A 16,734-nucleotide genomic window follows, 5' to 3' on the forward strand; every position below is an offset into this window, starting at 1 on the left:
TTTAAACCCGAACAAATCTGATCAATGAAGAATTGCTTTCAGATTGAAAGACAAACGTAAGCCGAAAGCATCGAAGTTGCCTTTACGGAAAGAGCTGAATGCTCCCACATTGAGCAGTTCGATTAAATCGACAGAATACCCCAGCTCCGTATACAAATTGAAATCGGGTGTATAAAGAGTCTTGAGATGCAGATTTTCGGTCATGGGTAATGCTTGCATAAAGGACAAACGTTTCAACAATAGATACTGGCTTCGGTAATTGATCCGTGTATTGATCCAGTACCTATCGGTAGATGCTTCGTAATTCCCCAAGAGAGTATATGTATCAAATGGAAAGTCTGTCAGAGAATATTGTCGGGATGTATTAAATTGTTGGTAGTCGGCAAAATGAGTTCTGCGTGTGCTACCTAAAAAGCTACCTCCTTCTACTTTGTAGTCTATATTGTTAAAATAGCTTAGCTTAATCTTCTGAGATATACTTCCTTGTAATTTTCGGTATCTTGAATTATTGGTAAGCCATGAAGAAAATCCTTCACTGTATGCTAATGTAAATGTAGGAGAGGTGATTTTGCGATATACTTTTTTTTCGTTTCGTATAGAATAGTATGCGTATGGAGAATAAGATAGTTTGACAGAGTAGGAGACTGCATCGAACCGATCGTTAGCATATAAGTTTGGTTTTATTTTATCGGGATTTCCCCAAATGCCCCATTCGCTATGATTATACAGACCTTGTCGTTTAGCAATTTCAATACCTGTTGTCAGTTGTAATCCGTTTGCCAAATCAATACTATTTCGTGCCGAAATAAAATCTTTTTGATAAAGAGCATTATCGCTTTTTCTGAAAAAAGCAGAACTGAAAGTATTATCGAGACGTGAAATTCCATCAGGATTAAAATCTTCCGAAACCGATGCTGCCGAAAGGTTTAACTGCCCAAGCTTTAGCGGAGCATAAGTATATTCAAAATCGCTGCCGTAAAGAATTCTTTTTCTTCCTGTTGTATAATACGCATATGGAGATACCGTCAGTTTTCTCTTTTTGTTGAAACGGATATTCATTGTTACTGTTTGCCCAAGCCATGCACCATCTACAAAATTGTATTCACGAAAAACTCGTATCAATCCTCCGTATTTCAGATCAAAGCTTGCCGTATCACTGCCCAAACGTCCCCCCATTACTATATCCATAGGTTTGAACTTAGGCGAATGGAATCCTTTCTTTACAGAATCAACATATTGCTGTATTGAGTCTCTCTTTTCGTAACTTCTTATCTCCATGCTATCTAAAGCAATGGTTCTTATCTTATCCCAATATGCTGCCTCTCTTTTGGTTGCCAAGCTATCGGTTACTTTGGTGTAGAGGGTATCTGTTTTGATTTCGAAGTTTCGTTTAGATGATTTCTTTTTGGTCAATTGTTTTATAATTTCTTTGTTGACTTCAATATCAGTGTATTTTAATGATGAAAAATAATTCATGCCGCCACTTGTCCCCAGTATATCAAATTTTCCGGTCAATGAATAAGACATGGGCAAGTATACTTTGGGTGAAATTTCCTCGTATGAAATGACAAAGTTCTGCTTGACACCAAATATGTCTTTCGAGAGTTCTGCGTATTGTACATGCCATGTTTCATCAGCTATATAAAGATATCCGTCAATTAGTTGAGGGTTCTTATATTTAGCTTCGAATCTTATTTTGTTGATTATTATTCCATTTTCTTCATTAAATCCTTCGTATTTATATTTATAGTATTTAAAAGCATCTTTATTTAGGGGTGATATATTATCATTTATCTGAGGAGCATATACCGAAGCATTCATAATTCTGAAAGACTCTTTCGGATCAAAGTTGTCGGGAATAGTACTTGAGAAAGCTTTTACAGTTTGCGTGTATTTATCGGGAGCCGTAAATTCGAGCTGATTATAAGACTCTTGTAGGAATACATTATTTTTGAAATCCGAAATTTTCAGACCTTCTTCTTTGGATAATTTATCCACAAGCTTTGATACTGTAAACAATTCCATGTTGGCTTTAATATAAACATCGGCAGTGTATTTGTTTACAGCATTCAGATAATTGGGAGCTTCAGCTATTGCTTTGCGAATGATTGCATATGCAGGGTCTTCGGTATTGGTTATGGTGACCTCTTTCAACTCATATGATTCTTCTTGCATCTCAATCTGTAAGTCTACTTGATTGTTTTTTATTTCGATTGTGCGTGAAACCGGTTTAAAACCCAGACAACGAAACATGATAGAATATTTACCATTACTCAATGTCGTCTGAAACTCTCCTTTGTCGTCACAGATAAGCCCTTGATTTATTTCTTTGATATAAATATTACTTCCATATAAAGGCTGTTGTTTGTTGTCGGTAATTTTTCCTCTAAAATTTTGAGACAAACAATACATCGGGAGAATTAATAAGAAGGAAATAATGATAGTTAGTTTTTGCATATAAGTCATAAATCAAGGTAATTCAATAATATAGATTAGAAGTATGAAATCTTTACTTGTTATAAGACGAGAAAAGCTTACAGTCTTAAAATAGTTGTTAATTAACGAAAGCATTCGAAAGCGAATCGATACAAATATATAATGATTTTTAATTAGCTCTACTTGTTTGCTATCGAAAACTGTAAATTAATTGACAGATAGTATTACAACTGGTTATTTATTATTATTTTTGTGTCATAAAGATTAAGATCTCAGACCTTTTTATTGCTTTCGATAATCAGAGAATAAAAAGAAATTATTTTGATGAAAAACAGCAAAGAATACCTGCTGTTACTTATAAAGTAATGAAATAGTTCTGCGATCTGCTTGTTTTACCATTTTAGAAATTTATAAATAAATTTTGTTAATGTTTCAAACAAGTCAATAATTGAATAATTGTTTAGAATACTTAAAAACAAAATAGATCTAAAAAATAAAAATGCTCACTGTCGAAAAAATTGGAGGCACTTCGATGTCTCAGTTTCAGGATGTTTTGGCTAATATCATCAAAGGAGAGCGTACTCCCGATGATTATTACAATCGTATATTTGTAGTTTCAGCTTATAACAATGTAACTAACTGGTTGTTGGAGCATAAGAAAACCGGAGATCCCGGAGTATATGTTCAATTTCTTAGAAACGAAGATTATAGCATTGGTCTTGATAGCCTTTGCCAGCGATTGGTGCATATTAATAAAAGCTTTGCCGAGATTGGATTGAATCAGGCAGAAGCGAAGGAATTTATTGAATATCGGGTTAAACAGGCAAAAGTGATGCTCTACAGCCTTAGTAAGGTTTTGGCTTCGGGATATGTAAATACAGAAGACATATGCTTGGCTGCCCGTGAAATTCTTGCATCGATAGGTGAAGCGCATTCAGCATGGAATTCGGTGAATATATTGAATAATAATGGTATTACAGCTCGTTTTGTTGATCTTTGCGGATTTAATGACTCTCTCCCTTTAACTATTGATGAACGTATAGCCAAAGCTTTTGACGGCATCGAGTTTGATAAAGTTTTATGCATTGCTACCGGATATACGAAAGGAACAGAAGGTATTATGAGAGCGTTTGATCGTGGGTATACCGAGGTGACTTTCAGTAAAATAGCTGTTCAAGTAAAAGCTGACGAAGCTATTATACATAAAGAATACCACTTGTCGAGTGCCGATCCGGGTATTGTAGGTATAGATAAAGCTGTGCCTGTGGGACATACCAATTATGTAATAGCCGATCAGCTTGCCGATATAGGTATGGAAGCCATTCATCCTAAAGCTGCTAAGCCGCTTGAATTGGCGGGGATAAATATTCGTATCAAAAATACATTTGAACCTAATCATCCGGGAACGCTTATTACCCGTGAATATATTTCGCCTGATGCTAAAGTGGAAATTGTTTCGGGAACAACCAAAGTGATTGCTGTAGAGATACATGACCCTATGATGGTCGGTGAGGTTGGTTTTGACTTACGTATTATGACTCATTTCGCAAAATACGGAGTGAGCTATATTTTAAAGTCTACTAATGCCAACTCTATCACAATGATTGTCTGGGAGAATGCTAAGTCGAAAGAATTGATTTTGGATCTAAAACAAAATTTTTACCAAGTAAGGACTGAAGCAGTTGCCATTGTTTGTGTGATGGGAACCAATATTGCTATGCCGGGCTTTTTATATAAGGCTTCTAAGGCTCTGTATGAACAAAATATAAATATTGAAAGTTTCGGTCAGTCGCTCCGTCAGGTAAATATGCAGTTTGTTATTCGTCGAGAGCGATATAATGATGCAGTTATAGCTCTTAATGAAGCTTTATGCTTTCATAAATAACGAAAACATGTTATAAAGCATGCTTTTTGATTAAGATTAAATTAAGATAGAATTAAGTTTAGTTAATTTTAGAAAGAAATTATTGAGCTTTCTTGTATAAAAGAATATAACTGTTACTTTTGCAAAAGTATAATTGAGTCGTAGAAAATAAGAATTTGATACCAAAGAGAGCCTTGATGTATAAACTGACAATTGTGTTGGGTCCGGAATGCCGTTTTAATCAAAACACTTCTCTAAATAAGCTAATAAAGCATAGTTTGAGTTTACTATTGTTGACCAAAAAGAGTATTGGTTAGATTTTGTCGTGTTTTGGATAAAAATGGCGGTTATAAAGCGTTTTTTTAGGTAAATGATTGCTATCAATGAATCAATTTATATATTTGTAGTTAGATATGGTCATAACAATGTCTGTCTGAATACTAAAACATATATCTAAGGATTTTTATATTACAAAAATTAAATATTTGAATATTACTAATTAATTTAAACAATTTATTTATTACTATTATGGAAACTAAACCACAAAAAACAAAATCTAGATCTAAAGGGGTATCGGCAGGATTGGTGATCGTTGGTTGTGCTATCGTTGCTTTCTGCTTTTTCTTTTTTGTCTGCGGAAATCCTTCAGGATTTGATGAAAAAGGACATCCACATCCAGGTAACGTATTTGCAACTCTATACCAAGGAGGTTATGTAATTCCTATCGTTATTACTCTTCTTTTAACAGCATTAAGCTTATCTGTTGAAAGATTTTTTGCACTAAACAGAGCTAGCGGTAAAGGTAGCGTGCCTAAATTCGTAGCAGAAGCTAAAGCTAAATTAGAAGCTGGTGATATTACCGGTGCTGAAAAATTGTGTGATGCACAAAAAGGTTCAGTAGCTAATATCCTTAAAGCAGGTTTAGTTAGATACAGAGATGTAGAAACTTATACTGACATGAATAATGATGAAAAAGCTCAAGTTATTCAAAAAGAAATCGAAGATGCTACAACATTGGAACTTCCATACTTGGAGCAAAATCTATCAGTAATCGCTACTATTTCAACTCTAGGTACATTATTCGGACTATTAGGTACTGTACTAGGTATGATCAAATCGTTCCAGGCTATGGGTAACGAAGGAGCTCCAGACTCTACAGCTCTTGCAGTAGGTATCTCTGAGGCACTTATGAATACAGCTATGGGTATCGGTACAGGTGCTGTTGCTATTATTTTCTATAACTATTTCCAAGGAAAAGTGAAAGATGTAACAGATGCAGTTAATGAAGTTGGTTTTGCAATTGGCCAAACTTATACTTCTAAGCACGGAAAATAATTATCATTTTTTATGATGAATGATTGTGGAATCTAATAAAAGATCCACTCTAATAAGTAAGAAAAACAAGAAGAAATGAGTAAAGTAAAAGTAAAAAAACAGGATACGTTCATCGACATGACTGCGATGAGTGATGTGACTGTTCTCTTGTTAACATTCTTCATGCTTACTGCTAACTTCATACCTAAAGAACCAATTCAGGTGATGACACCTGCTTCGGTATCTGAGGTGAAAATTCCTGAATATGATGTCATGACAATTTTGATTGACCCTCAAGGACAGGTTTTTATGAACTTAGACAGACCCGATGATAAAAGGAAAGTGCTAGAAAGTATTGGACAGCAATATAATATAACATTTACTCCAAAGCAAATTAATTCTTTTGTAAACCAGACTCACATAGGCGTGCCTATCAGTCGTTTACAGGCATTTCTTGACCTACCAATGGATGAACAAGATGCGTTGATGAAGAAATTTGGTATCCCTACTGATACAATTATCAGTCCAAACAATCAATTGGCAGTATGGGTAACTACCGCAACGGAAGTGAATGAAAATTTGACTATTGCTATAAAAGCTGATCAAGGCACTCCTTATTCTTTGGTGAAGAATGTAATGTCTACGTTGCAAGACTTAAAAAAGAACAGATATAGTTTGATAACAACTCTTAAGACAATGCCTGAAGGGGTTTAAGAGTAGAACTTTAATATTAAAACAGTAAGATTATGGCAAGTGTTGATAGTGGCGGCGGCGAACATAAAAAAGGTCAGCCCCAGAAAATCAATCTACGTGTAGACTTTACGCCGATGGTTGACATGAACATGCTTTTGATTACTTTCTTTATGTTCTGTACAACTTTGAGTAAGCCTCAGACGATGGACATTGTAATGCCTACAAAAGATAAAGACCTTACAGAAGAGGATAAAAACCAGGTAAAAGCTTCTAAGGCTATTACTGTGATACTTGGCGAGAATGATAAAATTTATTATTATGAAGGTGAGCCTGATTATAAGGATTTTAATACTCTAAAAGCAACAAACTATTCTCCTGAAGGTTTTAGAGCACTTTTGTTGCAACGCAACGCAGATGCTGTGGCTAAAATACGAGAACTAAGGATTGATAAAGCAAAGAAGAAAATTACAGAAGATGAATTTAAAGAGCAAACTAGTGAAATAAAAAATGCGAAAGATGGTCAGGTAGTTGTAATAAAACCAACTAATGGAGCTTCGTATAAAAATTTAGTAGATGTGCTTGATGAAATGCAAATCTGTAGTATTGGTAAATATGCTATTGTAGAGATGGCTGATGGAGATAATTTCCTTGTACAGAATTATGAATCCAAAGGCGCATTGTCAGCTCAGACAGGAGGAAAATAAATCACATATTTAATAACATAAAAATGGGAAAAGATATTAATTTGAACTCCTCTGAATGGCGTGATATAGTATTCGAAGGCAAAAATAAAAGTTATGGAGCGTATGAGTTACGCAAGTCCTCTTCAAAAAGACACGTTGTTGCATTTATTGTAGTATTAGTGTTTGTTGGAGTTGTGGCTGCATTACCTGCATTCCTTGATGCTGTGAAAGCTGGTCAACACCAAGCTGGAATAGATGAGGCTTTTGAATTGTCGAATATTGCCAATGTAGAGGAACAGGTTCCGGAAGAAAATATTATACGTCAGGAAACCGCACCACCTCCCCCCCCTTTGAAGGCGACTATTCAGTTTACACCTCCTGTAATTACAGAAGACAGTAAAGTGAATGAAGATAAAGAAATGAAATCTATCGAGGAGTTAAACGAAACGAAAGTTCAAATCTCTATCGCAACCGTAGAAGGTACAAATGACAAAAACGCTGTAGATATTGCAGAATTGAAAGAGCATAAAGTGATTGTTGAGGATAAGGAACCTGAAAAACCTTTCGTCAGCGTAGAGCAAATGCCTCAGTTCCCTGGTGGAGATTCTGAATTGATGAAATTCATCGGAAGTAATTTGAAATATCCAACTATCGCAGCAGAAAACGGAATTGAAGGACGTGTAGTAATTCGTTTCGTTGTCGGAAAAGATGGTAACGTATCTGATGTACAAGTAGTGAGATCTCTAGACCCTTCTTGTGATAAAGAAGCGGTAAGAGTTGTAAAAACAATGCCTAAATGGGTTCCAGGTAAACAAAATGGACGTAATGTGCCAGTGTATTACACGCTACCTGTATTGTTTAAATTACAAAAATAAGGTATGTATGTCTTCAAATAAGAAGTTTACATAAAACATAATGTAAAAGAGAGAAGTTGATGATATTTATATAGATTCACTTCTCTTTTTTAAAATATAAGCAAATGAAAGAAGATAATAAAAAAGGCAGTACTTTTAAGCTAATCTGGAATGCCCTGATGTTCTTTATATATCTAGCTATAGCTTATTTAATTATATTTACTCCAATGCTCTTACCTTATAATTATAGAGCAAACGATCCGGGAACTGATGATTTTGTAATTCCCCGTATTATTTTAGGTGCTGGAGTTACCATTTATGCTTTTTTCAGAGGGTACAGGGTGTTAAAAGACAAAAAATGATTTACTTAGCGAAGTTTTTATTTAATTATCAAAATTTATGAGAAAAGTTGGTTTATTTTGTGTGTTGTTATTGATGATAATTTTCTCAGCGTGCAACAACGGACAAATCAAAGTTACACGAACTGATACTCTTACCAGTGGCGTAGCAGAAATAGCCGTAGATGATTGCTTTGCTCCGATAATTCAAGAACAAATTGATGTATTTGAGGCTTTAAATGACGAAGCGTCAATCATTCCTATTTTTGCAAGTGAAGTAGATGTTATAAATTTACTTTTAAAAGATAGCGTCAGACTAGTTATCGCTGCACGTGATCTTACTGATGCGGAAAAACAAGGTTTGCTGAATAAGAAATTGCAACCTCGTTCACAAAAAATAGCAATAGATGGTATTGCATTAATAATTAATCAAGAAAATACGGATTCACTTATTAGTGTATCTGCACTGAAAAAGATTATGACAGGCGAGATTGATTCATGGAAATCGATCAATCCGCATTCTAAATATGATAAAATATCGGTTGTATTTGATAATCCAAACTCAAGTACAGTTCGTTTTATCAAAGATTCGATTAATAGAGGAGAGCCTCTAGCCGAAACACTGAAAGCTATGGATAATAATAGAGCAGTGCTCGATTATGTTGCTAAGACTCCTAATGCGATGGGTGTGATAGGTGTAAACTGGATTAATAATCCGGGAGATACGACAAACTTGAGTTTTACAAATAAAATTAGAGTAATGTCTGTCAGTAAAAGTGATGAACCTACTATTCAAAATAGTTTTCAACCATTTGCTGCATATTTGGCGTTAGGAGAATATCCTTTGAGACGGGATGTATATATTATACTGTCAGACTTAAGAGGTACGTTACCTGCCGGATTTACAAACTTTGTAGCGGATGACAGAGGTCAGAGAATAATTTTGAAAGCCGGATTAGTACCAGCAACAAGGCCTATGAGACTGATTTCGGTACAAGAACATTTCTAATTGAACAAAAGCTCTACTTGAAGATAGAGTTTCTATGCAATCGGTGAAAGTAAATAAACTATATTATAAGATTTAAAGATGAAAAAAAAGTATTTATTAGGAGCTTTCCTGGGTTTATTACTTAGTTCTCCAATTTTTGCACAAAGCAATATTGGTGCTGACTATTTGAATACCGGAGAGCTAAAAGTGGCTAAAGAAATTTTTGAAAAGCAAATAAGTCAATCTCCGGCTGAAGCTTATTATTACTTAGGTGAAGTAGCTTATCGTGAGGGAAATATGGCAGAAGCTAAAGCTAATTATGAAAAAGGATTGGCTGCATCACCTGATTTTGTACTTAATAATGTTGGCTTAGGTAAACTTTTGTTGAAAACTAATCCAAAAGAAGCAGAAGATCAATTTTCTATAGCACTGAAGCAAGATAAAAAAAATGTAGCTGTACTTGTTGCCATAGCCCGTGCTTACTTCGATAATAATATGAAAGAGAAAGGTGATGCGAAGTTAGCTGACGCAAGAAAAGCTAATAAAAAAGCACCTGCTATTTATATCTTGGAAGGAGATTTAAAGGCTAAAACAAATGTTGGAGAAGCTGCAGGAAGCTACGCGCAAGCATATACTTTCGACCCAACTTCTGCTGTTGCTTACATTAAAACGGCTCAGGTTTATGAAAATGTAAATCCAACACTAGCAGTTGAAATGTTGCAAAAAGCTATTGAGATCAATCCAAACTATACATTAGCTTATAAATACTTAGGAAGTATATATTCGCATGGAGGACAATATCAACAAGCGATTGATGCATTCCAAAAATATTTTGCACAAGGATCTTATGATGTAAATGATTTGACCCGTTATGCTGCTGCCTTGTATTTTACAAAAAAATATGAAGAAGCTAAGAAGCTAATCAATGAAGGTATATCTAAAGAACCAAACAACTTTGTATTGAACCGTCTTTTGATGTATAGCTACCTTCAGTCTAAAGATTATGTAGATGGATTGGCTGCAGCTGAGAAATTCTTCTCTTTAGATAAAGGTGATAGCGAGTACATTGTACAAGATTATATGACTTACGGTGAATTGTTAAGCAAAAATAATCAGTTAGATAAAGCTTTATTGCAATACGATGCAGCTATTAAATTAGATCCATCGAAATCAGCTGTTTATAAAGATATAGCTATTGCTTGTGCAGATGCAGGTCAATATGCAGATGCTGCTAAATATTACCAAGAGTATGTTGACAAAGCAGATGCTGCTGTATTAGAAGCTACAGACTTCTTTACATTAGGTCGTTATTCTTATATGTATGGTAGTGCTGCTCTAAAAGATGCAGATCCAGCTATTTCAGCTGCGGGTAAAGAATCTTTGCTTAGAGCAGATAAAGCTTTTGCTACAGTAACAGAAAGAATCGCTGATAGTTATTTGGGATATTTCTGGAGAGCACGAACAAATGCTTTGCTAGATCCTGAAACAACTCAAGGATTGGCTAAACCATATTACGAACAAGTCGTAAATATAATAGTAGGAAAAGCCGATGGAAGCAATCCAAGCGAATTGTTGGAAGCTTATCAGTATTTGAGCTATTATTATTATTTATTGTATGATAAATCTAAGAGTGCATCTGATAAAGAGCAAGTGAAGTTATACAGTGAAAAAATGTTGGAATTAGATCCAGCTAATACAGTTGCTCCTCAATTGTTAGAAGCTATCAAATAAGATTTATTTATCTTAATATATAAAAGATTGATACATAATTTTGTATCAATCTTTTTTGTTTCAAGAAATAAACATATCTTTGTATCAGTTTACGGTGGATAGATTTGTACGATTGCAACCACAAGAAAAAATGCTAAAATAAATTATTCTTCATTTTTTTCTGCAACACTACATTTTGCTCCTCTTTTATTTTAATCAAAATAAAACTTAAGAGATATGAGTTATTTATTTACATCGGAGTCCGTTTCTGAAGGACATCCAGATAAAGTAGCAGACCAAATTTCGGATGCATTATTAGATGAGTTTTTGGCTTACGACCCCAATTCGAAGGTGGCGTGTGAAACTTTGGTAACAACTGGTCAGGTAGTATTAGCCGGAGAAGTAAAATCCAAAGCATACGTAGATGTGCCGGAAATTGCACGTCATGTAATCGAGCGTATTGGTTATACCAAAAGTGAGTATCAATTTGAAGCCAAATCATGTGGTGTGCTTTCTGCAATACATGAGCAATCAGATGATATTAACAGAGGAGTTGATAAAAAAGCTGACCCAATGGATCAAGGTGCAGGTGATCAAGGTATGATGTTTGGTTATGCAACTAATGAAACAGATAACTATATGCCGCTGGCTTTAGATTTATCTCATGCACTATTACTTGAATTAGCTGCGATCCGCAAAAATGAATTGGCTTTGATGCCATACCTTCGTCCGGATGCAAAATCACAGGTTACTATTGAATATGACGATAATGGAACACCTTTGCGTATAGATACTATTGTTATCTCTACTCAGCACGATGATTTTGGCAGCGATCAGGAAATGCAGGATTTGATTCGTAAGGATGTGATCAACATATTAATTCCCCGAGTTAAAGAAAAATATAAATTCCGTGAAGATATAATCAGTCTTTTTGATGAAAATATTACCTATCATGTAAATCCTACAGGAAAATTTGTAATTGGAGGCCCTCATGGTGATACCGGATTAACAGGTCGTAAGATTATTGTTGATACATACGGAGGTAAAGGTGCTCACGGAGGAGGTGCATTTTCAGGAAAAGATCCGTCGAAAGTAGACCGTTCGGCTGCTTATGCAAGTCGCCACATCGCTAAAAATTTGGTGGCAGCAGGTGTTGCTTCAGAAGTATTGGTTCAGGTGTCTTATGCTATTGGAGTAGCTAAGCCTATGAATATATATGTAAATACTTATGGAAAAGCCAATGTTAAGCTTTCGGATGGTGAAATAGCTAAGATTGTAGATCAATTGTTTGATATGAGACCTAAAGCTATAGAAGATCGTTTGAAGCTTAGAAATCCTATCTATTCTGAAACTGCAGCATATGGTCATATGGGACGTGAACCTCAAGTGGTGACTAAAACGTTCAAATCAAGATATAATCCTGAGCCAATGGACAAAGAAGTTGAATTGTTTACTTGGGAAAAACTTGATTCAGTAGATCTTATTAAAAAGGCTTTTAAACTGTAATATCTACAGCGAAATAAGATGATCGAAGCCTTTAGGCAACTTTAGGTCTTAATAATAGTAAAAATGTAATGCATCCTTGATGATTTTATCTCAAGGATGCATTGTTATAACTATCTTTGTGGCGAATTTAAAATTTGATACGATTGGATCCTGAGTTAGCAACATATTATGTGATAGATAGCTTAAAGATTGTAGAAGCCAAAAAGGATTCTGCAATCCATCAGTCGCTATTCGGATTCGAAAAAGATACGAGTCTTTTTTTCTCCAAGACTCATGTGGAGGCTCGTCAGAAATTGACAACAGAGCGCCTCCAATTAAACAATGGTCATGCAGGTGTAAGCAAGGTATTTACTTTAGAACAAGATGATGGAGTGCTAGCTCTTTTGGTGCTTTGCTTTCTTTTATTTACACGTATATTTAAAGGCGGCTTTACTTTTTTTAAAGAAAATAGCCGATTGTTATTCTCTACGCGTGAAAATCTGAATTTATTTAGTGAAACTACAGTGACTGAGTTCTGGTTTAATTTCATTCTTATTTTTCAGACAATATTACTCTCATCTATTATTCTATTTGATACTTTTTTGGAATCGGATGAGTATAAACTGCCACAGCACAGCTTTTATACTATTGTTCTGTTTATGTTAACTATATTTGTATTTCTTCTTCTCAAGTATCTATTATATAAGATATTAGGATATTTATTTAATTCTCAGGACCAAGTCAAAATCTGGCTGAGAAGTTGTACGATAGTTTTGTCGATGATTGGTATTATTGCTTTTGTGCCTACCTTGATGATGGTATATTCGCAGAGTTTCCATAATTATTTGCTGATATTTTTTCTTATACTGTTCATTATATCACAGTTGATACTTTTTTATCGCATTATTACTTTTTTTTTACGAGAGGATGTTAATTTTTTCTTTTTGATTGCCTACCTTTGTGGCGTGGAAATTATACCTTATATTATTTTGTATCAGGTATTGGTTTATTTGTATAAAGTTGATCTAATTGGTTTATTATGGCTTTGAAAGTAAAAAGAGTGCTGATCTCTCAACCGAAACCAGCAACAGAAAAGTCGCCTTATTTCGATATTGCAGAGAAATATAATCTTACAATCGATTTTAGGCCTTTCATAAAAGTTGAAGGTCTTGATGCTAAAGAGTTCAGGCAGCAGCGTATTAATATTCAGGATTATACAGCAGTAGTCTTTACTGCTAAAGTGGCTATTGATCATTTCTTTTCGTTATGTGAAGAGTTGAGAATAACAATGCCCGAAACAATGAAATACTTTTGTATTTCCGAGGCTGTAGCTCTTTATTTACAGAAATATATTGTATATCGTAAACGCAAAATATTTTTCAGTACTACAGGTAAAATGGACGGTTTGGCTCCTTCGTTAGTAAAACACAACAAGGACAAGTTCATAGTACCCGTATCGGATATGCATAACGACGAAATGACTAATGTCTTAGATGATAAAAAAATAGCTTATACCAAAGCTGTTATGTATCGTACCGTTAGTACCGAATTTACTCCTGACGAAATTAAGCAATATGACATGCTTGTGTTCTTTAGTCCACTAGGAGTATTGTCTTTATTTAAAAACTATCCGGAGTTTGTACAAGGTGATATTGCTATCGGTAGTTTTGGTGCCACTACAGCGAAAGGTGTACGCGATGCGAATTTAAGACTTGATTGTGAAGCTCCCTTACCCGGTGTTGCTTCTATGACAGCTGCTTTAGAGGCATTTATAAAAGAGAACCATAAGAAAAAATAAAAATTTCAGTCTTTTTTATTGCTAGGATCGGTATAGCATTCAAACAATAGTTGTGATGCTACGACTTTGCGAAAAATAGATTAATATAAAGAGAAGAGCTTGATTTTTTAGTATAAAAGATCAAGCTTTTTTAATAATAGCGATTTATTAATAGAGAATGAGTGATGAATTTATAGATAAAGAATTGGGGCGAATCTCGATAGTTCGAAATGTTCGTGCAAAAAGTGTCATTGCCCGTCGTAAATCGGATTTTATCCAGCTTACCGTACCTGCCAGATTTTCAATAAAGCAAATATTGGAAGTCTTTGATAAGATGAAGCCACGTCTTGAATCTTTACCTAAGAAACCGGTTATAACCTTTCTCCCGCAATCGACTTTTAAAACTTTTAGCTTTTCTTTAAATCTTGAACTTCGAAAAGTACAAAACTATTACATGAGTCTTAAGGATGGAATATTGCATATAGCATGTCCCGAAGGTATTAATTTTAATGATAGCCAAGTACAGGATACAATCAAGAATTATGTGGAAAAGGCTATGAGATACGAAGCCAATCGGTTGTTTCCTCATAAATTGGCAGCTTTGGCAAAGCAATATAACTTTACATATACTGACCTTAAAATAAACAAGAGCAGGTCACGATGGGGGAGTTGTTCTTCCCGAAAATCAATTAATCTCTCTTATTTCTGTAATCTCTTACCTGAGTACCTTATTGATTTTGTTATACTTCACGAGCTTTGTCACACCATAGAAATGAATCATGGTGAGAGGTTCTGGAAACTATTGGATAGTGTAACAGATGGAAAAGCCAGACAACTAACTCTTGAGTTGAATAAATCGCATGTACATTGGTAAAACTGTAAACCTTTTAGGGAAACAGTGTTAGTTGATCATGTAAAACGATTTATAAACTAATATTTCTATATCCTACTTTTATCCGTTCAAAGAATCTTTTCCAAAACAAAAAGGTAACAGATCGCGTATAGAATCTACCTCATATATATGATTTTCTCCATACATGATTATTTGAATAGGCGTGTTGTATCTGTTTTCTACTTCAACAAGTACTTGTCTGCACGAACCACATGGAGCACAAATGTCTTTCGTGAAGTTTCCTTTTGTTTTAGCAGCTATGGCTATTGCTTTAACCGCCAAATCAGGATAATGGGCATTAGCATAGAATAACGCAGTTCGTTCGGCACATAATCCCGAAGGATATGCAGCATTTTCTTGATTGCTACCAGTGACTATAGTGCCATCCTCAAGAAGCACTGCAGCTCCAACATGGAAGCCTGAATAGGGTGCATATGCTGAATTTGAAGAATTTTTAGCTTTTTCTATTAAATCTTTCTTCTCATTTGAGCATTCTATTAAACTATAAACTCTTACTTTTGTAAGTAATTCTAAACTTTCCATCAATTATTAATGTTTATTGAGTAACAGTAAGTATTTAATACAACATGGTTCAATGGTAGATGACAGTTGTACTTACTACTTACCAAAGTAATAAAGAGGTCAGAGACCTTATATAGTAATCAAAGATATAAAAAATAGAGATGTCATACATATTTGAAAGAAAAGGTATTTTAAAATTACTGGTTTTAGGAATATTACTGGTATTATTTCCGTACACCACGATGGCTACGGATAAAAAGAGGAATACACTATATGATGATTATATTGAGAAATATAAAGACTTAGCGATAAGTCATATGAAAAAATACAGAGTTCCGGCTAGTATTACTCTAGCTCAGGGATTATTGGAATCGGGTGCGGGCAGAAGCTCATTAACTGTGAGATCGAATAACCATTTTGGAATAAAGTGTCACAACGGATGGAAAGGAGAGTCTGTTATTGCTGCCGATGATACTCCAAACGATTGTTTTAGAAAGTATAAGAAGGCAGAAGATTCTTTTGATGATCATTCTCGTTTTTTGAGTGAGAAAAATCGATATAGCCAATTATTCTCTTTGGATATTACTGATTACAAAGGGTGGGCTAGAGGTTTGCAGCAAGCCGGTTATGCTACCGATAGGGCTTATGCAAATAAGTTGATAAAGCTTATTGAAGATTATGAGTTATATAAGTATGATCAAAAAGGGGGAGGAAAACGCCATGTGGAGAGAGAAGATATTCAAATAGTTTCACCCGTATCAACAGGTGTGAGACATACTCCTTACAAAACCAATGGATTGGTATATGTTATAGCTCAAAGTGGAGATACATATGCATCCATAGCAAGTGAATTTGGATTTAAACTCAAAGATCTGTGCGAATATAATGAGGTGCCGGCAGACTTTCCATTACAAGAGGGGGATCTGATTTACTTCCAGAAAAAGAAGAAGAAGGCCGATAAACCCTACTATGAGCATGTTGTGCAAGTGGGTGAGTCTATGTATAGTATCTCTCAATTATACGGAATGAAGGTCGAAAATCTATATAAAAAAAATAAAAAAGATTTTGAATATGTACCTGTTGAAGGTGATATTTTAAGATTGAGATAATATCCAATTGCTAGATTAAATAAAAATAACCGTTCAGTAAATTATTGGGCGGTTATTTTTATTTTAAAC

Annotated in this window: 15 protein-coding genes; 13 read left to right on the forward strand and 2 right to left on the reverse strand. The window is 34.7% G+C overall.

The window, feature by feature from the left end:
• Positions 1-21: 21 nt before the first annotated feature.
• Positions 22-2,457 carry a DUF5686 and carboxypeptidase regulatory-like domain-containing protein gene (locus tag G7051_RS13690; RefSeq protein WP_255493245.1) on the reverse strand — a complete coding sequence of 812 codons (2,436 nt, stop codon included), beginning with the start codon at positions 2,455-2,457 and terminating at the stop codon, positions 22-24.
• Positions 2,458-2,935: 478 nt separating this feature from the next.
• Between G7051_RS13690 and G7051_RS13695 the strand changes: the two genes are divergently transcribed.
• The 12 genes from G7051_RS13695 (at position 2,936) to G7051_RS13750 (ending at position 15,016) form a co-directional block, all read left to right on the forward strand.
• Entirely contained in the window at positions 2,936-4,321 is a 1,386-nt protein-coding gene (locus tag G7051_RS13695; RefSeq protein WP_166201123.1) for an aspartate kinase, read from the forward strand.
• 507 nt (positions 4,322-4,828) lie between these two features.
• Positions 4,829-5,635 carry a MotA/TolQ/ExbB proton channel family protein gene (locus tag G7051_RS13700; protein WP_166116235.1) on the forward strand — a complete coding sequence of 269 codons (807 nt, stop codon included), beginning with the start codon at positions 4,829-4,831 and terminating at the stop codon, positions 5,633-5,635.
• 75 nt (positions 5,636-5,710) lie between these two features.
• Entirely contained in the window at positions 5,711-6,328 is a 618-nt protein-coding gene (locus G7051_RS13705) for a biopolymer transporter ExbD (RefSeq protein ID WP_166116238.1), read from the forward strand.
• 29 nt (positions 6,329-6,357) lie between these two features.
• A complete protein-coding gene (locus G7051_RS13710) occupies positions 6,358-7,011 on the forward strand; it encodes an ExbD/TolR family protein (protein WP_370521976.1) in 654 nt (217 codons plus the stop codon).
• A 23-nt stretch (positions 7,012-7,034) separates the two neighbouring features.
• A complete protein-coding gene (locus tag G7051_RS13715; protein WP_166116243.1) occupies positions 7,035-7,865 on the forward strand; it encodes an energy transducer TonB in 831 nt (276 codons plus the stop codon).
• A gap of 104 nt (positions 7,866-7,969) precedes the next feature.
• Complete coding sequence (locus G7051_RS13720) at positions 7,970-8,206, forward strand: hypothetical protein (RefSeq protein WP_166116245.1); 237 nt, start codon at positions 7,970-7,972, stop codon at positions 8,204-8,206.
• 37 nt (positions 8,207-8,243) lie between these two features.
• Positions 8,244-9,191 (forward strand): PstS family phosphate ABC transporter substrate-binding protein, encoded by a 948-nt coding sequence (locus G7051_RS13725; RefSeq protein WP_166201127.1) that lies wholly within the window; start codon positions 8,244-8,246, stop codon positions 9,189-9,191.
• A gap of 78 nt (positions 9,192-9,269) precedes the next feature.
• Positions 9,270-10,901 carry a lipopolysaccharide assembly protein LapB gene (locus G7051_RS13730; protein WP_166201129.1) on the forward strand — a complete coding sequence of 544 codons (1,632 nt, stop codon included), beginning with the start codon at positions 9,270-9,272 and terminating at the stop codon, positions 10,899-10,901.
• Positions 10,902-11,117: 216 nt separating this feature from the next.
• Complete coding sequence (gene metK, locus G7051_RS13735) at positions 11,118-12,386, forward strand: methionine adenosyltransferase (RefSeq protein ID WP_166201131.1); 1,269 nt, start codon at positions 11,118-11,120, stop codon at positions 12,384-12,386.
• A 134-nt stretch (positions 12,387-12,520) separates the two neighbouring features.
• Positions 12,521-13,414 (forward strand): DUF4271 domain-containing protein, encoded by an 894-nt coding sequence (locus tag G7051_RS13740; RefSeq protein WP_166201133.1) that lies wholly within the window; start codon positions 12,521-12,523, stop codon positions 13,412-13,414.
• Positions 13,411-14,163: a uroporphyrinogen-III synthase gene (locus G7051_RS13745; protein ID WP_185155024.1), complete on the forward strand. Its 753-nt coding sequence runs from the start codon at positions 13,411-13,413 to the stop codon at positions 14,161-14,163. The genes G7051_RS13740 and G7051_RS13745 overlap by 4 nt, the downstream gene beginning before the upstream one ends.
• A 157-nt stretch (positions 14,164-14,320) precedes the next feature.
• Positions 14,321-15,016, forward strand: a complete 696-nt coding sequence (locus tag G7051_RS13750) for a M48 family metallopeptidase (RefSeq protein WP_166201138.1) — start codon at positions 14,321-14,323, stop codon at positions 15,014-15,016.
• A 78-nt stretch (positions 15,017-15,094) separates the two neighbouring features.
• On the opposite strand, the gene cdd is transcribed toward G7051_RS13750, so the two are convergent.
• The gene (gene cdd, locus G7051_RS13755) at positions 15,095-15,577 is read right to left on the reverse strand and encodes a cytidine deaminase (protein ID WP_166116268.1); all 483 of its coding nucleotides are present in this window, start codon (positions 15,575-15,577) and stop codon (positions 15,095-15,097) included.
• Positions 15,578-15,717: 140 nt separating this feature from the next.
• Here cdd and G7051_RS13760 point away from each other — a divergent pair, with 140 nt between their 5' ends.
• Positions 15,718-16,665, forward strand: coding sequence for a glucosaminidase domain-containing protein (locus G7051_RS13760; protein WP_166201140.1), 948 nt, complete (start codon positions 15,718-15,720; stop codon positions 16,663-16,665).
• The last annotated feature ends 69 nt before the right edge of the window (positions 16,666-16,734 follow it).

The sequence above is a fragment of the Dysgonomonas sp. HDW5B genome, assembly GCF_011299335.1.
Lineage (GTDB): Bacteria > Bacteroidota > Bacteroidia > Bacteroidales > Dysgonomonadaceae > Dysgonomonas_A.